18 protein-coding genes are annotated in these 20,260 nt (G+C 71.8%); 6 read left to right on the forward strand and 12 right to left on the reverse strand.

Features of this window, described 5'->3' with window-relative positions:
- Window positions 1-91: 91 nt before the first annotated feature.
- Complete coding sequence (locus tag LX83_RS21595) at window positions 92-994, forward strand: aminoglycoside phosphotransferase family protein (RefSeq protein ID WP_253774249.1); 903 nt, start codon at window positions 92-94, stop codon at window positions 992-994.
- Between the two features lie 56 nt (window positions 995-1,050).
- On the opposite strand, the gene LX83_RS21600 is transcribed toward LX83_RS21595, so the two are convergent.
- Window positions 1,051-3,456, reverse strand: coding sequence for a GH92 family glycosyl hydrolase (locus LX83_RS21600; RefSeq protein ID WP_253774252.1), 2,406 nt, complete (start codon window positions 3,454-3,456; stop codon window positions 1,051-1,053).
- 244 nt (window positions 3,457-3,700) lie between these two features.
- Here LX83_RS21600 and LX83_RS21605 point away from each other — a divergent pair, with 244 nt between their 5' ends.
- Together LX83_RS21605 and LX83_RS21610 are read left to right on the forward strand one after the other, a co-directional pair.
- Entirely contained in the window at window positions 3,701-4,504 is an 804-nt protein-coding gene (locus tag LX83_RS21605) for an aminotransferase class IV family protein (protein WP_253774254.1), read from the forward strand.
- A 566-nt stretch (window positions 4,505-5,070) separates the two neighbouring features.
- Window positions 5,071-6,282 carry a cytochrome P450 gene (locus LX83_RS21610; RefSeq protein WP_253774256.1) on the forward strand — a complete coding sequence of 404 codons (1,212 nt, stop codon included), beginning with the start codon at window positions 5,071-5,073 and terminating at the stop codon, window positions 6,280-6,282.
- A gap of 87 nt (window positions 6,283-6,369) precedes the next feature.
- Here the strand turns inward: LX83_RS21610 and LX83_RS21615 are convergent, their stop codons facing one another.
- From LX83_RS21615 to LX83_RS21630, 4 genes are read right to left on the reverse strand one after another with little or no spacing between them, the layout of a single operon-like run.
- Window positions 6,370-7,203, reverse strand: coding sequence for a carbohydrate ABC transporter permease (locus tag LX83_RS21615; RefSeq protein WP_253774258.1), 834 nt, complete (start codon window positions 7,201-7,203; stop codon window positions 6,370-6,372).
- Entirely contained in the window at window positions 7,200-8,246 is a 1,047-nt protein-coding gene (locus LX83_RS21620; RefSeq protein ID WP_253774260.1) for a carbohydrate ABC transporter permease, read from the reverse strand. The genes LX83_RS21615 and LX83_RS21620 overlap by 4 nt, the downstream gene beginning before the upstream one ends.
- A 56-nt stretch (window positions 8,247-8,302) precedes the next feature.
- Window positions 8,303-9,547, reverse strand: a complete 1,245-nt coding sequence (locus tag LX83_RS21625; RefSeq protein WP_253774262.1) for a sugar ABC transporter substrate-binding protein — start codon at window positions 9,545-9,547, stop codon at window positions 8,303-8,305.
- Window positions 9,548-9,575: 28 nt separating this feature from the next.
- Window positions 9,576-10,586 (reverse strand): LacI family DNA-binding transcriptional regulator, encoded by a 1,011-nt coding sequence (locus LX83_RS21630; protein WP_253774264.1) that lies wholly within the window; start codon window positions 10,584-10,586, stop codon window positions 9,576-9,578.
- A gap of 155 nt (window positions 10,587-10,741) precedes the next feature.
- Between LX83_RS21630 and LX83_RS21635 the strand changes: the two genes are divergently transcribed.
- Window positions 10,742-12,775 (forward strand): amylo-alpha-1,6-glucosidase, encoded by a 2,034-nt coding sequence (locus LX83_RS21635; protein ID WP_253774266.1) that lies wholly within the window; start codon window positions 10,742-10,744, stop codon window positions 12,773-12,775.
- A gap of 18 nt (window positions 12,776-12,793) precedes the next feature.
- On the opposite strand, the gene LX83_RS21640 is transcribed toward LX83_RS21635, so the two are convergent.
- From LX83_RS21640 to LX83_RS21650, 3 genes are read right to left on the reverse strand one after another with little or no spacing between them, the layout of a single operon-like run.
- Complete coding sequence (locus tag LX83_RS21640; RefSeq protein ID WP_253774268.1) at window positions 12,794-13,549, reverse strand: SDR family NAD(P)-dependent oxidoreductase; 756 nt, start codon at window positions 13,547-13,549, stop codon at window positions 12,794-12,796.
- Between the two features lie 30 nt (window positions 13,550-13,579).
- Window positions 13,580-14,350 (reverse strand): SDR family NAD(P)-dependent oxidoreductase, encoded by a 771-nt coding sequence (locus tag LX83_RS21645; RefSeq protein ID WP_253774270.1) that lies wholly within the window; start codon window positions 14,348-14,350, stop codon window positions 13,580-13,582.
- Window positions 14,347-14,646, reverse strand: coding sequence for an Atu4866 domain-containing protein (locus LX83_RS21650; RefSeq protein ID WP_253774272.1), 300 nt, complete (start codon window positions 14,644-14,646; stop codon window positions 14,347-14,349). Before LX83_RS21650 ends, LX83_RS21645 begins: the two co-directional genes overlap by 4 nt.
- A 136-nt stretch (window positions 14,647-14,782) precedes the next feature.
- On the opposite strand from LX83_RS21650, the gene LX83_RS21655 reads away from it, so the two are divergent.
- Window positions 14,783-15,619: a helix-turn-helix transcriptional regulator gene (locus tag LX83_RS21655; protein WP_253774274.1), complete on the forward strand. Its 837-nt coding sequence runs from the start codon at window positions 14,783-14,785 to the stop codon at window positions 15,617-15,619.
- Window positions 15,620-15,630: 11 nt separating this feature from the next.
- On the opposite strand, the gene LX83_RS21660 is transcribed toward LX83_RS21655, so the two are convergent.
- Both LX83_RS21660 and LX83_RS21665 read right to left on the reverse strand, forming a co-directional pair.
- A complete protein-coding gene (locus LX83_RS21660) occupies window positions 15,631-15,840 on the reverse strand; it encodes a tautomerase family protein (RefSeq protein WP_253774276.1) in 210 nt (69 codons plus the stop codon).
- 142 nt (window positions 15,841-15,982) lie between these two features.
- Entirely contained in the window at window positions 15,983-16,747 is a 765-nt protein-coding gene (locus LX83_RS21665) for an SDR family oxidoreductase (RefSeq protein WP_253774278.1), read from the reverse strand.
- 101 nt (window positions 16,748-16,848) lie between these two features.
- On the opposite strand from LX83_RS21665, the gene LX83_RS21670 reads away from it, so the two are divergent.
- Window positions 16,849-17,697: a helix-turn-helix transcriptional regulator gene (locus tag LX83_RS21670; protein WP_253774280.1), complete on the forward strand. Its 849-nt coding sequence runs from the start codon at window positions 16,849-16,851 to the stop codon at window positions 17,695-17,697.
- Window positions 17,698-17,758: 61 nt separating this feature from the next.
- Here LX83_RS21670 and LX83_RS21675 read toward each other — a convergent pair whose 3' ends face one another.
- Window positions 17,759-18,595 carry an aromatic-ring hydroxylase C-terminal domain-containing protein gene (locus tag LX83_RS21675; RefSeq protein WP_308204020.1) on the reverse strand — a complete coding sequence of 279 codons (837 nt, stop codon included), beginning with the start codon at window positions 18,593-18,595 and terminating at the stop codon, window positions 17,759-17,761.
- 321 nt (window positions 18,596-18,916) lie between these two features.
- Window positions 18,917-20,257 (reverse strand): endo-1,4-beta-xylanase, encoded by a 1,341-nt coding sequence (locus LX83_RS21680; RefSeq protein ID WP_253774282.1) that lies wholly within the window; start codon window positions 20,255-20,257, stop codon window positions 18,917-18,919.
- Window positions 20,258-20,260: the final 3 nt, after the last annotated feature.

Genomic DNA, 20,260 nt, shown 5'->3' on the forward strand with positions numbered 1-20,260 from the left:
TCTTGCATGACCCTCGGCAACAGCAGGCGGCCGGCACCACCCGGCCAGGTCGGCGGTGCGGGCCGGCCGACGCCCAGGACGGGAGGTGGGGATGCGCGCGGGCAGGATGCACGCCGACGAGGTGGACATCGACGCCGCGTTGGTGCGCCGGCTGGTCGCCACCCAGTTTCCACAGTGGACTGATCTCCCCGTCGAACCGGTCGAGTCCAGCGGCACGGACAACGCGATGTTCCGGCTCGGCGCGGACATGGCCGTGCGGCTGCCCCGCATCGCGGGCGCGGTGCCGGACGTGGCACGGGAACACCGCTGGCTGCCCCGGCTGGCCCCGCGGCTCCCGGTGGCCGTGCCCACCCCGCTCGGGCTGGGCGCGCCGGGCGAGGGCTACCCGTGGAGCTGGTCGGTCTACCGCTGGCTCGACGGCACCAACCCGGTGGTCGGCCACCTCGCCGAACCCGACCTGCTCGCGGCCGACCTGGCCGGGTTCGTCGCCGCGCTGCGCCGCGTCGACCCCGCTGGCGGACCACCAGCGGGACGGGGCGTGGCCCTGGCGGCCCGGGACGCGCCAACGCGTGCGGCGATCGCGCAGCTGCACGGGATGATCGACACCGAGCGGGCGACCGCCGCGTGGGAGCGCGCCCTGCGCCTGCCCGAGCACACCGGGCCGCCGGCCTGGCTGCACGGTGATCTCGGCCCGGGCAACGTGCTCGTCACCGCCGGGCGGCTGACCGCCGTCATCGACTTCGGCGGTGTGGGCGTTGGCGACCCCACCGCGGACCTGATCGTGGCCTGGAACCTGCTGCCGGCCAACGCCAGGCGTGCCTTCCGCACCGCCCTGGACGTGGACGACACGACCTGGGCGCGGGGCCGGGGTTGGGCGCTGTCCATCGCGCTCATCCAGCTGCCGTACTACCACCGCACCAACCCGGCGCTGGCTGACAACGCGCGACACGTCATCCGCGAAGTGCTCACCGACGAGAGCACCGCGCGCGGCTGACCAGCCAGCCGGTCACCACACCCGCGGTGGCGCGGCCGTGCGGTGTCCGGCCCCGGTCAGTTGACCGGCACGTGGTCGACCGGAGCGCTCCTGCCCCAGGCGGTGTTGGGGGTGTCCGCCAACCGGACGGTGATCGCGCCGCCGCGGCCGAGCACGGACTCGGGCAGCCAGGACTGGTCGTGGTCGCGGCCGTTGACCCACACCTGGTGCACGTAGCGGTTGTCCGGCGAGGCCAGCGGTGCGCTCACCGTGATGGTCGGCCCGTTCGCGCGCCTGATCCACGCCTTCTCGAACATCGGGCTGGCCAGCAGCATCTCCGCCCGGCTCGGCGTCTGCGGGTACATGCCCAGCGCGGCGAAGACGTACCAGGCCGACATGGTGCCCAGGTCGTCGTTGCCGGGCAGCCCGCCCGGGCCGGTCCCGTACACCAGCGTCGCCATCGCGCGCACGGTCTCCTGCGTCTTCCACGGCTGTCCCAACGCGTTGTACAGCCACGGGGTGTGAATGCCCGGCTCGTTCGTCGGGTCGTAGCGGAAGCCGTCACCGCCGGTCGCCCACGACCCGTCGGGCCGGTGGAAGAACCCGTCGAGCCGGCGCACCGCCTGGTCGGCGCCGCCCAGCACCGCGGCGAGCCCGGACACGTCGTGCTGCACCATCCAGGTGTAGGTGGCGCTGGTGCCCTGCGCGAAGCCGACGTCCGAGGTCGGGGAGAACGGCCCCACCCAGCTGCCATCCGCCCTGCGCGCCTGCTGGTAACCGCCTTCCGGGGTGGCCGAGGGGTTGAAGGTGTTGCGCCACCAGCTCGCGCGGGGAATCAGCGCCTGGTACTCGGCGGTGCGACCGAGCCGCCGCGCCCAGTCGGCCAGGGCGAAGTCAGCGGTGGCGTCCTCCAGGGTCTCGGCCGCGCCGCCCCAGCAGTGGCAGGTGTCCTGGGGCGCGTAGCCGAGCCGCAGGTACTCGGCCAGGTTCGGCCGCTGCCCCACGCACTGGCCGGGACAGCCCGCGTTGGACAGGCCGTCCGGATGCGGCACGGTCGCCTGCCGGTACAGCGAGTCGAACGCGCCACGCACGTCGAAGTTGCGGACGCCCAGCGCGTAGAAGCCGGCCAGCGTGACCGCCGAGGGATCACCGGTCATCACGTGGGTCGGGCCGTTCACGTGCACCCACCGGTCCCACACCCCGCCGTTCTGCCGCGCCAGGTTGTACAGCGACTGCGCGAAGTCCCCGGCGATCCGCGGTTCGAGCAGCGCGAGCAACTGGGTGTGCGCGCGGTACTGGTCCCAGCCGGAGAAGTTGCCGTACTGGGCCCGCTGGCCAGGGGCGAGCCGGTGCACCTGCTGGTCGCTGCCCAGGTAGGTGCCGTCCACATCACTGGCGGTGTTGGGTTGCAGGAACGAGTGGTAGAGCGCGGTGTAGAAGGTGGTGAGCTGATCGGCCGAACCACCGGCGACCTCGATCGACCGCAGCTGCCGGTTCCACTCCCGCCGGGCGTCGGCCGCGACCGACTCGACATCGGCGCCCGGTCGCACCTCGCTGGCGAGGTTCCGCCGCGCCGCGTCGAGGCTGGTGTAGGAGATGCCGACGCGCACCCGCACGTCGGTGTCGGCGGCGGTGTCGAAGCTGACGTAGCCGCCAGAGCCGCGGCCGGCCCGGTTGGCGCCGGTCAGGTAGCCCTCACCGCCGCTGGCCGTGGTCGAACCCGGCCGCAGCTGGTCGTTCACCCACGTGCCGGTGCTGGTGAAGTCGCGGTCGAACGAGGCGACGAAGTGCAGCCGGTAGTAGGTCTTGCGGTTGTTCTCACCGCCGTTGGCGCGGCGACCGCAGAACGCCCCGGTCAACACCGAGCCCGTCACCGTGCGGGTGGCCGGGTCGATGTTGATCTCCGCGTCCTCGCTGCCGTTGAGCGAGTTGGACACCCGGAACAGCAGGCTGGCGACCGAGCCGCGGGGGAAGTCGAACTCGCCGACCCCGGCCCGGGTGGTGACGGCCAGATCGGCCCTGGCGCCCGAGTCGAGGGTGACGGTGTAGCGGCCCGGCCGCGCGGTCTCGTTGTCGTGGCTGAAGTTGCTGGCGTAGATCGCGTCGGTGGTGTCGGCCGTCGGCGATGAGGTCACCGTGCCCACGACCGGCATGATCGGGACGTCACCCGCCGCACCCGGGTGGCAGCCCGCCCCGTTGACGTGGGTGAGCGCGAACCCGCGTGTTCGCGGGGTGGCGTAGGAGTAGCCGTTCGCGCCAGCGGCGTTCGTCTGATCGCCCGCGGTGTTGGTCGGGCTCCAGGAGATCATGCCGAAGGGGCGGACCGCGCCGGGGTAGGTGTTGCCGCCGTTGGCCGAGCCGATCAGCGGGTCGACGTGGGCGACGGGATCGGTGATCCTGACGGGTGCGGCCGCGGCGGGCGCGGCCCCGACCGTGGCCGGCAGCAGCGAGCCGAGCAGGGCAGCCGCGAGTAGGGAACGCATCACCGCATCATCCCAACGAGACGTGGTGACCACGACGTGAACGCCGGTGGGCACAGCCGCGTCGACCGGGTGAGCCACGGGTGTGGTGGTCCGGTCCTGCCCTGGGGTGGGATGCCGGCAGCGGACCAGGCTGTGGCCTGGCACACCTGAACTTGACCTTGCCACTGATGTGAAGCCCTAGCGTCGCGCGCGTGGTCGGACCCGACCTGGCCGCCCACTCGACACCCCTACCCAGGAGTGAGCTATGACGTCGTTCGTTGTGCACCGGAATGGTCAGCCGGCGACCGCGGCGGAGTTGGCGCCGCTGGCGTTCGCGGGCTATGCCCACTTCACCGCCATGCAGGTGCGTGGCGGCCAGATCCGCGGCCTCGACCTGCACCTGGAGCGGTTGCGGGTCGCCTCGGTGGAACTGTTCGGCCGGGCACTGCCCGACGAGCGGGTGCGGTCCTACCTGCGGGCGGCGCTGCGGGACGGTCCCGCCGACCTGTCGCTGACCGCGACCGCGTACTCCTCGGCGGGCGAGTTCACCGCGTCCGGATCGGTGGTGGAACCCGAGATCCTGGTTCGCACCGGACCTCCCGCGTCCGGACCGGCCGGCCCACTGGCGCTGTCGGTGGTCGAGTACGAGCGGGTCCTGCCCGCGGTCAAGCACGTCGGCGAGGTCGCCAAGACGTACTTCCTGCGCCAGGCCGTGGCAGGGGGTTTTGACGACGCCGCCTTCGTCGACCGCCGGGGCCGGCTCAGCGAGGCCACGATCTGGAACCTGGCGTTCTGGGACGGCAGTGCCGTGGTGTGGCCGGCTGCCGAGGTGCTGGGCGGGATCACCATGGGCATCCTGCGCCGGCAGTTGGATCGCCTCGGCGTCCCGCAGCGCGTGGCGGAGGTCACTCCGGCCAGCCTGTCGGAGTTGGCCGGGGCCGTGGTGATGAACTCGTGGACGCCGGGAGTCGCGGTGCACCGGATCGGTACCGCGTCCCTGCCCGAGGCACCGTCCTTTGTGGAGCTGCTGCACCGCGCCTACGAGGCCGAGCCGCTGACCTCGCCCTGAGCAGGTCGCGGAGGCGTTGCCCTCGCACCGAAGGAGGTGTCGCCCAGCACGGAAGGAGGTGCGGGCCCCACACCGGAGGACGCGGCGGCATCGGGGGTGGGACTGCTCCGAACGGGTCGCCTGCCCCGGGCAGGGCTTGGAAATTCGCACAAAACGGCAGTGAGGAGGTCCCCAAAGGACATCCGGTCGCTCAATAGGGTTGGGTGCAGGAGGTTGCGCTCAGGAGGCTGAGCGGAGGCGGCCGCGTTCCGCCGCACCAGCCGGAGCCCCGGTTCGCTGCCGCGTGGCGAACCGGGCGGGTTGTGCGGGAGTGCGGGCGTGCCACCGTCCGGTGCGGGTTCGGGTGGCTGGCCCTTGTCCGGTTCTCGACAGTCAGGGGGGATGGAACTGGTGCCGACGGGATCGCGGACGAGAGCAGGGGTCACCAGGCGCGGTCGGAGTGCCGCGACGAGACGACCGGACACCGATGCCGAGCAGGACCGCGCCCACCGCCGTCGACCTGCTGAACCTGATCGCTGAGGAGTGCGGAATCCGTTGCCGTCGCGCCCATTCAGGGAGGCCGCTTCATGACCAGCAACGACAGCCCGACCAGCCACACCTGGCCGGAACGGATCAGCGGACTGTACGACTGGTTCGCCAGACAGCGCGCCGAGGGCGGCGTCTCGGCAGGCGAACTCCCCGGCACGTGGAACGTGTTCGGCTACGACGACATCAACGCCGTGTTCTCCGACTACGCCACGTTCTCCAGCGACTTCAACGACTTCGCCCCGCCGGACCTGGAGATGGACTGGTTCGCCAAGGGGAACTTCTTCTTCAGCGACCCGCCCCGGCACCGCCAACTGCGTGGCCTGGTCACCCGGGCGTTCACCCCGAAACTGGTGGCCACGCTCGAACCCCGGATCACCGCCGTGGCCACCGACCTGCTCGACAACCTGGCCGGCCGCGACCGGATCGACCTGATCGGTGACTTCGCCTACCCGTTGCCCGCCATCGTGATCGCCGAGCTGATCGGGGTGCCCACCGAGGACATCAGCCTGTTCCGGCAGTGGGCCAGCGCGTTCGTGGCCACCCAGACCGAGAAGGGCGCGCTGGCCACGCCGGAGGAGGTCGCGGCGTTCAAGCCCACCGGCCTGGCCATGCGCGGCTACCTGCTCGACCACGTCGCCAAGATCCGCGCCAACCCCGGTCAGGACCTGATCAGCCTGCTGGTGGACGCCCGCGACGAGAGCGGCAACCAGCTCGACGACGAGGAGATCATCTCCTTTGTCGCGCTGCTGCTCACCGCCGGGCACCCCACCACCACCGGGCTGATCGGCAACGCCGTGCTGTGCCTGGACGAGAACCCCGACGCCGCCGGCGAACTGCGCGCCGACCGCACCCTGGTCCCGGACGCGCTGGAGGAGGTGGTGCGGTTGCGCCCCAGCCTGCCCCGGCAGGGTCGGCTGACCACCCGCGAGGTCGAACTCGGCGGTCAGCTCATCCCACCGGGACAGGTGCTCTCGCTGTGGGTGGCGTCGGCCAACCGGGACGAGCGGCACTTCACCGACCCCGACCGGTTCGACCCGCGCCGCAAGCCCAACCGGCACCTGTCCTTCGGCCACGGCATCCACTTCTGCATCGGGGCGCCACTGGCCAGGCTGGAATCCCGGATCGCGCTGAACCTGCTGTTGGACCGGTACGCCGACATCCGCGTCGCCACCGACGAACCCGTTGAGTTCCACAACCCCGAGGCGCTGATGGGCGCCCGCCAGCTCCCCGTCACCGTCACCACCGCCTGATCGACCGACCGCCAGCCAGCGCCGACCAGGCGGCACCACCCTCGGTCGGCTCCGGCAGGTCAGCCACCCCGACCAGCGGGCGGCTGGTCACTTGTCCGCTCCCTCGTAGGTGCCTCGGGTGAACCGGGAGGAGAAGATGAAGTAGACGACGGCCACGGGCAGGGTCATCAGCAGGGCCGCGGCCAGCTTGAGCGGGAACTGGTTGCCCTGCCCGAGCTGGCCGGACACCAGCGTGGCCACGCCGGTGGTGAGCGTGTTCAGCGCGGGGTCCTGCCGGGACACGATGAAGTGCGGCAGCTCGTTCCACGACGCCTGGAAGGACAGGATGGTCAGGGTGATCAACGCGGGCTTGGACATCGGCAGCACCACCGACCAGAAGGTCCGGAACGGTCCCGCGCCGTCGATGCGGGCGGCCTCCTCGACGCTGACCGGCACCGTCTCGAAGAACTGCTTCATGATGAAGATGCCGGTGGCGTCCACCAACAGCGGCAGGATCATCGCCGCGTAGGTGTCGTACACGCCCAGCTGGTTGAGCACGAGGAACTTCGGGATCAGCAGCACCACGCCGGGCACGGCCATGACCGCGATCAGCGCGCCGAACACCGCGGAGCGACCGCGGAAGCGCAGGCGTGCCAGTGCGTAGCCGGCCATCGAGCAGGACACGATCCGGCCGACGGTCACCGCCACCGTGACCACCAGCGAGTTGGCCGCCCACCGGGGGAAGTCCAGCTCCGCGAGCGCGTCGAACGCGTCCAGCGACCACTGCTGGGGCAGCGGGTTGAGCGGGTGGGCGGTGGCGTCCGCGTTGGTCTTGAAGGCGGTGCCCAGTTCGATCAGGAACGGGTAGGTGTAGGCCAGCGCGACCAGGACGAGCACGAGGTAGCCGGCCAGCCGGGCGAGTCGGGATCGGTGGCTGCTCATCGGCCGGCCCTCCTCGGTGTCCGGTCGCGTTCCCGCAGGATCCATCGCTGCACCAGGGTCAACGCCACGATCAGCACGAACAGCATGAAGGCGATGGCCGAGCCCTGGCCCCACTGCTTGCCGATGAAGGAGGTCGAGTACGACAGGTAGGCCGGGGTGAGGGTGGTGTTGGCGGGCGCCCCCCGGCTCATCACGTACACCTGGTCGAACACCTGCCAGGTGCCGATCAGACCGAGGGTGAGCACCAGGAACAGGGTGGGCCGCAACTGCGGCACGGTGATCCGCCAGAACCGCTGCACCGGGGTGGCGCCGTCGATCAGCGCGGCCTCGTCCAGGGAGACCGGGATGTTCTGCAGGGCCGCGTAGAACATGAGCATGTACCCACCGGTGGAGGTCCAGACCACCAGGATGATGATCGAGCACATCGCCACGCTCGGTCCGGACAGCCAGTCCCACAGCGACAGCCCGAGCACCGAGGTGTCGGCGAGCGCGGCCGGCGGGTGGTCCGCGGCCACGACGCCCAGCCCCTGCAACGCCAGGTGGAAGATCCCCCTCGGGTCGGCGAACCAGCTGGGACCGTCCACTCCGAACAGTCCCAGCGCGGCGTTGACCGTGCCGGAACTGGAGAACAGGAACAGGAACACCACCGAGATCGCCACCGAGCTGGTGACCGTCGGGAAGTACAGCGCGGTGCGGAAGAAGTTGCGGCCCCGCAGCCGGCGCTGGTTGAGCACCACGGCCAGGAACAACGCGAGCGCGGTCTGCACCGGAACCACGAACAGCACGAAGTAGAGGTTGTTGCGCACGCTCGTGCCGAAGTTCTGCTGGGCCAGACCGGGGGTGGTGAGCAGGGCCGCGTAGTTGTCCGCGCCGACGAACCCGACGCTGGACGCGAACGGACTGCCGGTGCCCTTCCAGTCACTGACGCTGACCCAGAAGGCCATCACGATGGGCAGCACCAGGAACAGCCCGAGCACCACGATCGCGGGCGCGAGGAACAGCCAGCCGACCGCGCCGTCACCGCCGGCTCCGCGCCGGTTCACCCGAGCCCGTCGCGGCGGCGCGGCTGCCGCGACGGGACGGTCGGACAGGTGGACGCTCATCGGGCACCCAGTGCCGCGCTGGCGTTGCGCTGCAGCTGTTCCAGGATCCGCTTGGGGTCGGCGTCCGGGAGCTGCTGCAACTGGGCGTCGAAGTCGGCCATCACCGCGTCCATGGCCGTCGGCGTGACCGGCCCGTGCGCGTGCTCGGCACCCTGCAGGAACGCCGCCTGGTCGGGGAAGCGCTGCTGGTACTGCTCGCGCACCGACTGCCGGGCCGGCATCACCCCGAACGTCTCGGCGAAGGTGAGCTGCTGCTGCGGGTCCATGAACGCGTTCACCAGGTCCTTGGCCTGCTCCTGGTAGTGGCTCTGCGCGGCGATCCCCCAGCACTGGGTGAACGACAGCGTCCCGGCGCCGGCCGGGCCGGCGGGCAGCGGGACGGCGCGGTACTTCACGTCCGGGTAGTCGTTGCGCATGGCGCCGACGATCCAGTTGCCCTCGACGACCATGGCGGCCTTGCCCTTGCCGAGTGCCTCGATGCTGTCCCCGGCGCCGATCTGCTTGGGGAACTTGGCGGCACCGCTGGCCAGCAGGTCCCGCACGTACTGCAGGGCCTGCAGGTTCTGCGGGGTGTCCGCGGTGGCGGTGGTCTGCTTGTCGTCGAGCACCCAGCCGCCCGCCTGCACCAGGAAGGCGTTGACGCGGTTGTGTTCGCTGGCGAAGACCAGGCCGGTCTGCTCGCCGGTGGTCAGCTTCTGGGCCACGGCGCGCAGCTGCTCCCAGGTGGTGGGCACGTCCTGGTCGGTGAGCCCGGCGCGGGTCCACAGCTCGTTGTTGATCACCAGCGCCAGCGTGGAGAAGTCCTTGGGCGCGCAGTACAGCTTGTCGTCGAGGGTGAACGTCTGCCGCAGGCTCGGGTAGATGTCGTCCTTGTAGGGCAGCGAGTCGCCGTAGGGCAGCATGTTCTGCGCGTATCCGGCGAACTTGCTGGCGTCGGCCATGAACACGTCCGGCGGGCTGCCCGCGGCAAAGCCCTGGCTGAGCTGCTGCGCCATGTCGTTGGCCGCGACAACCTCCACGGTGGAGCCGGTGCGCGTGGCCCAGGCGGTGGCCGCCTGCTCGACGGCGTGCTGCTCGGCAGCGCTGCTGGACGCGATGAGCACGGTCAGCTTCGCCGGCCCGGCCTGCTGCTGCGCCGGAGCGCTGGCGTCGTCAAAGCCCTTGCCGCCGCACGCCGTGGTGGCCAGCAGTAATCCGGCGGCTCCAGCGACACCGAGCACGCGCGTGATGCTTCGACCCATGGATCCTCCTTGATCTCGACACGGGATGTCAGGTCTGGCGCAGGACCAGCCGCGGCGGGAGCAGACTGGACAGGGGAGTCGGTGTCTCGCCGTCGAGCACGGCGCGCAGGTGCCGCACGCATTCGGCGGCCACCTCGGCGATCGGCTGGGCGATGCTGCTCAGGCCGAGCACGCCGGCGGCGGGCGTGTCGTCGAAGCCGATGACCGAGGCGTCCGCGCCCGGGTGGCGCCCGCGTTCCCGCAGTTCGGTCACCACGCCCACGGCCAGTGAGTCGCTCGCGCACACGAAGGCCGTTGGCGGGTGGTCGCCGTCGAGCAGCCGGGCCGCGGCCACCCGGCCACCCTCGGCGCCGTCGAACACCGCCGCCTCCGGCCGGTGGCCGATCCCGGCCGAGTCCAGCGTGGACAGCCAGCCGGCGCGGCGGTCCTCGCCGACACCGGAGCCGGGCGGCCAGCCCACGAACCCGATCACCTGGTGACCCCGGCGCAGCAGGTGCTCGGTGGCCAGTCGGGTGCCGGCCGCGCCGTCCACGTCCACCCAGGGGTAGCTGACCTGGCTGCCCCACGGCCGACCGAACGTGGCGAACGGCAGCCGGTGCTCGGCGAGCCAGCGGATGCGCTGGTCGTCGTGGTGGGTGTGGGTGAGCACGAACGCGTCCACCCCGACCGTGGCGGTGAGGTCGGCGTAGGCGGCCATCTCGGCCTCGTCGTCGGCGGCGGTGAAGAGCATGACGTGGTGGTCGTGCTGTTCGGCCGAGGCGGTGAGGGAGTGCAGGAAGTGGTCCAGCACCACGCCGCTGAGCCCGTCGCCGGGCGGCCAGACGCGCAGGCCGATCACCTGGGACCGCGAGGTGCGCAGCTGGCGGGCGGCCCGGTGGGGGCGGTACCCGAGGTCCTCGATGGCCGCGAGCACCCGCAGGCGCGTCTCCTCGCTGACCCGCTCCGGGAAGTTGATCACGTTGGACACGGTCTGCCGGGACACGTTCGCCTGCCGTGCCACGGCGTTGAGCGTGGCGCGACTGCGCTCACCGGCTGCCACGTCGCTTCCTCCTGGCCTTTTGATCGTTCAACTGGCCGGAACTGTGCATCAGCGGCCAGTGCATGTCAAACTAGCCGCACTTTTCCACCTCGGGTGGATCAGGGTGTAATTTGAACGATCAAAGTGACATCCCGCCGTGCTGAGGAGTTGTTCTGATGCCCGCACAGCAGCCACTGCTGCACGACCTGGCGATCGCCCTGCGGGCACCGACCGTGGTGCTGTCCAGCCGGGACGGACAGATCCGCCGCACCGGCACCCAGGGCGTGCTGCACAACGACCGACGCGTGCTCAGCGAGGCCGTGCTCACCGTGGACGGTCACGAGCCAGAACCGATCAGCGCGGGTGAGCCGACCGCCGAGCGCGGCGAGTTCGTCGGCCTGCTGCGCCACCTCGGTGACGAGGGCGCCGACCCGACCGTCTGGCTGCGCCGGCACCGCACGGTCTCCGCCACCGGCATGGGCGAGGAGATCGAGCTGGTCAGCACGTCCGCCAGGCCCCTGGAGTGCGTGGTCGAACTCGTCGTGGCCGCCGACTTCGCGCCGATCGAACTGATCAAGGACGGTGGTGACGCGCGGGCAGTGCCGGCCACCACCGACCGGGACAGCGCGACCTGGCGGGACCAGCGGGGGCTGCGCAGCGTGCTGCGGGCCGAGGGGGCCGAGCTGGTCAGCGCCGGGGACCACGCCGTGGCGCGCTGGCGGGTCGGGCTGGCCGCGGCGGCCAGCGCGCGGCTGCGCTGGGAGGTCGTCGTGACCGACGAGGCACCCCTGTTCGTGCCCGGTCACGCGGTGCGGCTCGCCCGGCCCGAGGTGAGCACCGACGACCGTCGCCTGACCAGCCTCCTGCACCGGTCGCTGGCCGACCTCGACGCCCTGCTGCTGGCCGAACGCGAGCACCCCGACGACGTGTTCGCCAGCGCTGGCGCCCCCTGGTACCTCACCCTGTTCGGCCGGGACAGCATCTGGGCGGCCCGGCTGCTGCTGCCGGTCTCGGTGCGGCTGGCCGCCGGCACCCTGCGCACGCTGGCCAGGGCCCAGGGGACCACGTTCGACCCGAGCACCGGCGAGGCGCCCGGCAAGATCATGCACGAGCGGCGGCGGGACACCACCAGGCTGGGCCGGATGTCCCTGCCCGCGCTGTACTACGGCACGATCGACGCCACCGCGCTGTGGGTGTGCCTGCTGCACGACGCCTGGCGGTGGGGCATGCCCGAGGCCGAGGTGCGCGCGCTGCTGCCCAACCTGCGGGCGGCACTGCGCTGGATCACCGACTACTCCGACCCGGACGGCGACGGGTTCGCCGAGTACTTCGACGAGTCCGGCCACGGCCTGGCCAACCAGGGCTGGAAGGACTCGGGCGACGCGGTGCGGTTCGCCAACGGGGTGATCGCCGCGCCCCCGGTGGCCCTGGCCGAGGTGCAGGGCTACCAGCACGAGGCCGTGCTGCGCGCCGCCGACCTGCTGACCGCGCTCGGCGAGGACCCGGGCGAGTTGCGCGCCTGGGCGGACCGGCTGGCCCACCGCTTCCGCGAGCGGTTCTGGGTGCGCGCCGGCGGGGACCGCTACCCGGCGCTGGCCCTGGACGGCGCGAAGTCCACGGTGGACGCCGTGGCCAGCAACATGGGCCACCTGCTGGGCACCGGCCTGCTCGACGCGGCCGAGAGCGAGGACATCGGGGCCCGGCTGCTCGGCGCCGACCTGGCCGCCGGCTTCGGGCTGCGCACCATGTCGAACGCGGCCGGTGGCTACTCGCCGCTGAGCTACCACTGCGGTTCGGTGTGGCCGCACGACACCGCCATCGTGGTGCGCGGCCTGGCCAGGGCCGGCCAGTCGGACCGGGCCGCCCGGCTGGGCATGCAACTGCTGGACGCCGCGACCGCGTTCGACGACCGGCTGCCCGAGCTGTTCGCCGGTTACGGCATGGCGGAGACGGCCACGCCCGTGCCCTATCCCGCGTCCTGCCGCCCGCAGGCGTGGTCGGCCGCCTCGGCCGTGGTGCTCCTGGAGACCTTCCTCGGGCTGCGGGTGGACGTGCCGAACCGCACCGTCACCGTCGACCCGCCCCGACCGAGCCCGGTCGGGGCGCTGCGGGTGACCGGGCTGCCGCTGGCCGGCGGCACCCTCGACGTGGCGATCGACCGCGGTGGGGCGGTGACCGAGCTGCGCCTGCCCGCCGGCCTGGGCGGCTGAGGCGGTCGGGCCGCCGGGTCAGTGCGCGGTGAGCCCGCCGTCGACGACGAACTCGGCCCCGGTGACGAACGAGGACTCGTCGCTGGCCAGGAACAGCATGGCGGGCGCCACCTCAGCGGGGCGGCCGGCGCGGCGCATCGGCGTGCGTACGATGTCCGGCTGCCGGTCGCCCTGCTCGTCGAGCAGGTCCTGGATCATCGGTGTCGCGATGACCCCGGGGTGCACCGAGTTGACCCGCACACCCCGCGTGGCGTACTCGACCGCCGCGGTCTTGGTCAGCAGGCGCACGGCACCCTTGGACGCCTGGTAGGCGGCGGCCGCCCCGCTGCCGACCAGGCCGAGCACCGAGGAGGTGTTGATCACCGAGGCGTTGCCGGACGCGCGCAGCAGCGGCATGGCCGCCTTCATGCCGAGCCAGGTGCCGGTCTGGTTGACCGCGATCACCCGGTCCCAGGCCTGCTGCCCGGTGTCCTCGATGCCCGGCCAGTCCACCACGCCCGCCACGTTGACCAGGACGTCCAGCCGGCCGAACCGCTGGCGGGTCAGGTCGATGACCTCGTCCCAGCCTTCGGCCGAGGAGACGTCCAGTCGGGCGGCCAGCACGTCCGCGCCGCTGGTCCCCAGCCGCGCGGCGAGTGCCCGCACCGCCGCGTCGGCGACGTCGGTGAGGACCAGGCGGGCACCCTCGCGCGTGAACAACTCCGCGGTGGCCTGTCCGATGCCGCCGGTCGCCCCGGTGATCAGCGCGACCTTGCCGGCCAGCCGTCCAGTCATGTCCGCTCTCCTCGTCAGTGGTGGGTGGGCTCAGGCCGCGGTGTAGCCGCCGTCGGCGGCGACCACGGCACCGGTGATGAAGCTGGACCGGGGGCCGGCCAGGAATCCGATCACCTCGGCGATCTCCTCGGGCTGCGCGACGCGGCCCAGCGGGTGCGCGTCGCCGAAGGAGCGCAGGTACTCCCGGCTGTCGGGCCGGAGGTTGTCGAGCATGTCGGTCTCGATGACGCCCGGCGCCACGACGTTGGCGCGGATGCGGTGCGGGCCGCCCTCCAGGGCGAGCACCCTGGTCAGCTGGGCCAGCGCCCCCTTGGCCGCGCTGTAGGCCGACGCCTCGGGCATGCCGACCGTGCAGGTGAACGACCCGACCGTGACGATCACGCCGCCACCGCGCTCGCGCATGACCCGGAACGCCTCCCGGGAGTGCAGGAAGGCGCCGCGCGCGTTGACCGACATCAGCTCGTCCCAGTCGGTCGCCGTGGTCTCGGTGATCGGCTTGTTCACCGACCGGCCGGCGTTGTTGACCAGGATGTCCAGCCCGCCGAACCGGTCGACCGCCGTGGCGACCGACCGCACGGCCGTGTCCTCCTGGGACACGTCGCCGACCAGGGTGGCGACCCGGTCGAACCGGGCGGCCAGGTCCTCGACCTGGGGACGGACATCCGTGGCGAGCACGCTCGCGCCCCGGGCGTGCAGCCAGGCGACCGTGGCGGCGCCGACCCCGCGCGCGGCACCGGTGACCAGTGCGACCCTGCCGTCGAGTTCGGCGCGCTCCGCACCGGTGCCGCCGGCGGCGGTCATCGCTGTGCCTGCTGGCCGGCGCCAGCGGCGGATTCGCGGTAGAGGACCAGGTGCTCGTGGTGGAGCACGCCGTCGCGGATGTCCCCGGTGGCGGTGAAACCGGTGTCGTCGACGTAGTCCAGGTGGTTCCCGGTCACCGTGTACCGGCCGGTGTAGGCGCTGCGCCGGCCGCCGCGCGCTTCGTCGTAGCGCCCGTCGGCGCGCAGTTCCTGCCGGATGTACCCGTCCGCGGTGACCCACATGCCGACCACGTCGGCGTGCGGCCCGCCGGCCGGCTGGGGCTGCTCGGTGTTCATCGTCGTTCCCTCACTTCTTGCTCGCGGTCACCGACACCACCAACTCTGCGTGGCGGGCGGGGTGCGCGGCAGGACGCGCAGTGGCTGGGTGTGCCACACCCACCCAGGCGGGCGGCGGCGGACCTAACCTGGTGGCATGAGCGGGAGTGAGCTGGGCGAGTTCCTGCGGGCACGCCGTGCGCAGCGGTCACCGCGGGACGCCGGCCTGCCCTACGCGGGCAAGCGCAGGGTGGCCGGACTGCGCCGCGAGGAAGTCGCCGTGCTCGCCGGCGTGAACGTCGACTACTACACCCGCCTGGAGCAGGGCCGCGAGTCGCACCCGTCCGCGCAGGTGCTGGATGCCCTGTGCCGTGCGCTGGACCTCGACCCGGACGCACGCGAGCACCTGCACCGGCTGGCCGGAACCACACCGGACGGCGGCCCAGCACCGGTGCCCCGGACGGTCAGCCCGGAGCTGCGCCAGCTCATGGACGGCTACACCACCACGCCGGCGTTCGTGCTCGACCGGAACCTGGACGTGCTGGCCAGCAACGCCCTGGCCGACGCGCTGTTCGCCCCGTTCGACCCGGCGGACAACCTCGCCCGCATGGTGTTCCTGGACCCCGTCGCCCGCCAGTTCTACGCGCGGTGGGAGTGGACGGCGCAGGCCACCGTGGCGAACCTGCGGATGGCCGCCGGGTTCGACGCGCACGATCCCCGCCTGCGCCGCCTGGTGGCCGAACTCAGCGACGGCAGCGAGCACTTCCGCACCCTGTGGCACAGTCACCAGGTGCGTGGCAAGACCCACGAGCCCAAGCAGCTGGTCCACCCCGACGTGGGCCCGCTCACCCTGACCTACCAGGCCTTTGACGTGCGCGGCGCCCCCGGGCAGCAACTGGTCATCTACCACGCGGAGCCCGGTACCCCCAGCGCCCGCGCACTCGCCCTGCTCGGCAGCCTGCACGCCACCACCCAGCGCGGCGCGCTCCGGTGAGCGACGCGGGGTCAGCCGTTGCCCTCCAGTTGGGCGAGGGTGAGGACGTGGTCGCCGATGCCCCAGCCGCCATCGGGCACCTCCTCGACGAGGACCATGGTGGTGGCGCGGGCCCGCTCACCGTAGATCTCGACGTACAGGTCGGTGGTGCGGTGGACGATGAGTTCCTTCTGCTCCTCGTTCAGCGAGCCGGCGGGCACCTTGAAGTTCGCGAACGGCACGGTGGTTCTCCTTGGTTGGTGTGGGTGGGTGTCCCGGGGGTTGACGTGACCGGTCCGGTGACGGGTGTGGGGGAGTGGTCGCTGCCGGGTGGCGGCGCCGGATGGTGGGTGGCTCCGCTCGTCACCCCGGCCGCGGGTCCGGCTACTTGCCGTGCGGGTCGGCCGCGTTGAGGGTGGCCACGACCTGGTCGTAGTCGCCGCGCGCCTCGCCGTAGCGCAGGAACTTCACCCGCTCCACCTGGATCTCCTTCGCGTCGGGCTGGGACTCCAGCAGCGCGACGACCTCCGCCACGAACTCGTCGAGCGGCATGGCGAACTCGCTGTCCTCCTGGCCGGGCAGCAGCGCGGTGCGCACGGCCGGCGGTTCCAGTTCCACGACCTTCACGGTGGTGTCGGCGAGTTGCAGCCGGATCGACTCGCTGAGCATGTGGATCGCGGCCTTGGACGCGTTGTAGCTCGGCGTGACCTTGAGCGGCGTGAACGCGAGGCCCGAGGAGACGGTCATGATCGTGGCGTCCGGCTGCGCCTGGAGGTGTTCGACGAACGCGGCGATCAGCCGGATCGGGCCGAGCACGTTGGTCGTGATGACCGACTCGGCCGAGGCGAGGAACGACCCGGGCGCGTGCCAGTCCTCGACGCGCATGATGCCGGCCATCGTGACCAGGACGTTGAGGTCGGGGTGGCGTGCGAGCACCTGCTTCGCGGCGGCGTCGATGCTGGCGGCGTCGCTGGTGTCGAGCTGCACGGTGTCGATGCCGGGGTGCTCGGCGGCGATCTGGTCGAGCAGTTCGGCGCGTCGGCCGCCGATGATGACCGTGTTGCCCCTGGCCCGCAGCTCAAGGGCGAGAGCGAGGCCGATGCCGCTGGTGGAGCCGGGGATGAAGATGGTGTTTCCGGAGATGTTCATGCTTCGAGCCTGGCCGCTGGAGCGCGGCTGGGGCAGAGATGGCTCATCGGGGGATCCGCGATCCCTGGTTCGCACCTGGGCCGGCGGCCGATACTGGGCGCATGGATCGTGTGGCACTGGCGGACTTCCTGCGGCGACGGCGTGCGGCGCTGCGGCCCGAGGACATCGGGCTCGCCGCTGGCGCGCGTCGGCGGGCCCCGGGGCTGCGGCGCGAGGAGGTCGCGGCGCTCGCCGCGATGTCGACCGACTACTACACCCGCCTGGAACAGCAGCGCGGTCCACAACCCAGTGAGCAGATGCTCACCGCGCTCGCCCGCGCGTTGCGCCTGACCACCGGGGAACGGGACTACCTGTTCCACGTGGCGGGACGCAACGCCCCGTCGCACGAGTCGGCGGCCACGCACGTGGCACCCGCGTTGCTGCGCGTGCTCGACCGCCTCGCGGACACCCCGGCGCTCATCCTGTCCAACCTGGGCGAGACGCTGGTGCAGAACCGGATGGCCGACGCGCTGTTCGGTGACAGGTCGGGCTACACGGGGCTGGCCCGCAGCGAGATCTACCGCTGGTTCACCGACCCGGCCGAGCGGCTGCGCTACCCCGAGGACGACCGCGACCGGCAGAGCCGCGCCCAGGTCGCGAACCTGCGCGCCGCCTACGGGTCGATGGGCCCGAACTCGCGGGCCGGCGAGCTGGTGCGGGCGCTGCAGAAGGTGAGCGCGGAGTTCGCCGGGCTGTGGGAGCGGCACGAGGTCGCCAAGCGCTTCGCGGACCACAAGACGCTCATCCACCCCGAACTCGGGCCGATCGAACTGGACTGCCAGGTGCTGTTCACCGAGGACCAGTCGCAGGCGCTGCTCGTGCTCACCGCGGCCCCGCGCACCGAGGACGACGAGAAGCTGCGGCTGCTCGCCGTGCTGGGGCAGGAGCGCTTCGTCGAGACACCGCGCTGACCACGACGACACCACCCGCCCGCCCACCCGTTGACCAGGGGCGGCGGGAACCGCGGGCCGGTCAGGAACGTGCCGGGAGGCCGAACCAGCGCTGCCCGGCCGCCCGGAGCGCGTCCAGTTCAGCGGCGTCCGGTCGCGCTGCGGCGGATGCCCAGGCCACGTGGGAATCCGGCCGGAGGAGCAGCGCGGTGGGCGCGGGGTGCTGCGGGCGTGCCGTGACGACGTCGATCTGGCCCTGCCACTCGGGCAGCGCCGCCGCGAGCGCCGCGTCCTCGGTCAGGTCCAGCAGCACCGGCCGACCCGTTCTGGTCAGCTCGGCCAGGCGGACCGTGCCGGTCGGGGTGCGCAGGTCCAGGTCCGGGGCGAACCGGCCGATGAGCGGGTGCGTGTCGGGTCCACCCATGTCGTAGCGGGTGTCGGCGCCCGAGACCAGTTCGGCGAGGCGCCGCACGGTGTCCCGGTCGCGGAGCAGTTCGGTGAACACCTCGCGCAGTCCGGTGACGTCGCTGCCCGGGGCGATGAGCGCCGACTGCGCCTGCGCGTTCAGCACCATGCGCTGGGCCGCTGCTCGCCGCTCCACCGCGTAGCTGTCCAGCAGACCGGGTGGGGCGCCGCCGCGGATCTCGGCGGCGAGCTTCCAGCCGAGGTTGATCGCGTCCTGCAGACCGAGGTTGAGCCCGGGCCCGCCCCCGGTGGCGGAGTACACGTGGGCGGCGTCGCCGACCAGGAACACCCGGCCGGTGGCGAACCGCTCGGCGACCCGGGTGTTGCCGCCGGTCAGCCGGCGCAGCACGTGCGGGCCCGCGCCCTCGGGCCGGCCAAGCGGCACGTCAACGCCGAGCACGCGGCGGACGCTGCCCCGCAACTCGTCGAGGCTCATCGGGGGCCTTCTTCCCATCGCGCTTAAGGTACTCGAAGTACCCTAAGTGGGCGGAGATGTGGAAAGCAAACAGGATGATCAGAGTACTAGCGGTACCGTTCGTCAGAACGCGGGTGATCGGCCGGCGCCCGGTGGGGCAGCCAGTCGCCGGCCAGGGCGGTCCACCGGCCGGACACCGGAGCGGGCTGACCGGTCGAACCCGCCGAGCGGGACGACCCCTGGCGGCAACGGCAGCGGGGCGGCCACCAGGTCAGGTGACCGCCCCACGGGGTGTGCGTCTCGGCTCGGCGCCGACGCCCGGAACGGGCCGGTTCCCGGAACCGGCCCGCCGCCGGGTTGTCAGCCGACGCTGCAGGTCAGGCTGGGCCAGGACCAGTTGCCGTTGTGCTGGATGGTGAACCCGAAGACGTTGCCGTTGCCGTTGGGGCGGGCCGTCATGACCAAGCCGCTGCTGTCCCACGTCGGACTGGTGTTCCAGGTGGCGATGACCCGCTGTGGCGACTGGAGCGTGACCGTGACGACCCAGTTGTCACTGCCCGAGACGGTCACCTGGCCGTTGAAGCGGTCACCCCACTTCTGGCCCTCGGCGTAGGTCGTGGTGCAGCCGTCGCCGGGCGGGGTCGTGGTCGGCGGCTCGGTGGTGTCCGGCGGCGTCGACGGGCTGCCGCTGTTCAACACGTTCAGCACGGAGGTGTAGGCGGCCTTCTTGTTGCCGTAGTTGTCGAACAGCAGCGGGGTGCCGGAGGCGCGCCAGGAGTCGCTGTCCCGGATGCCCCACACGGTGATGCCGTTGCAGCGGGACACCGCCAGGCACGCCTGGGTGACGCCCTGGTACTGCTGGGCCTGGCTGGAGCCGGAGCCCTCGATGTCCAGCTCGGTGATCTGGACGTCCACACCCAGGTTCGCGAAGTTCTGCAGGGTGGTGTGGTAGTTGCTGGGCACCGGGTTGCCGCTGTTGAAGTGCGCCTGGAAGCCGACGCAGTCGATCGGCACGCCGCGGGACTTGAAGTCCTGCACCATCCGGTACACGGCCTGGGTCTTGGCGTGCGACCAGTTGTCGATGTTGTAGTCGTTGTAGCACAGCTTGGCGTTCGAGTCGGCCGCCCGGGCGGCGCGGAACGCGGCCTCGATCCAGTCGTTGCCGGTGCGCTGCAGGTTGGAGTTGCGCCGGGCGCCGGAGCTGCCGTCCTCGAACGCCTCGTTCACCACGTCCCAGGCGTAGATCTTGCCTCGGTAGTAGGACGCGACCTGGGTGACGTGGTTGAGCATGGCCTGGCGCAGCGAGGAACCCTCCATGTACCGCATCCACTCGGGCTGCTGCGAGTGCCAGGCGAGGGTGTGGCCGCGCACCCGCATTCCCTGGCTGCGCGCGTGGTTGACGATCCGGTCGGCGTTGCTGTACGAGAACCGGCCCTGGCTGGGCTCGGTCGCGTCGATCTTCATCTCGTTCTCGGGCGTGACCATGTTGAACTCGCGGTTCAGAATGCCCACGTAGGTCGCGTCGCCCAGCCTGCTGGCGGCCACGGCCGTCCCGAAGTAGCGACCCGTCTGAGCCGCTGACGCGCCGAGCGTGCTCGCGGCGCTGGCGGAGGTGGCTGTCAGCACCGTGGCAGCCGTGGTGGCGGCGAGCACTGTGAACGCCAGTGCGGCTCGTGACACTGACTTCGATGTCAGTTTCATGCT

This window comes from Goodfellowiella coeruleoviolacea (genome assembly GCF_024171785.1).
In the GTDB taxonomy this organism is placed as follows: domain Bacteria; phylum Actinomycetota; class Actinomycetes; order Mycobacteriales; family Pseudonocardiaceae; genus Goodfellowiella; species Goodfellowiella coeruleoviolacea.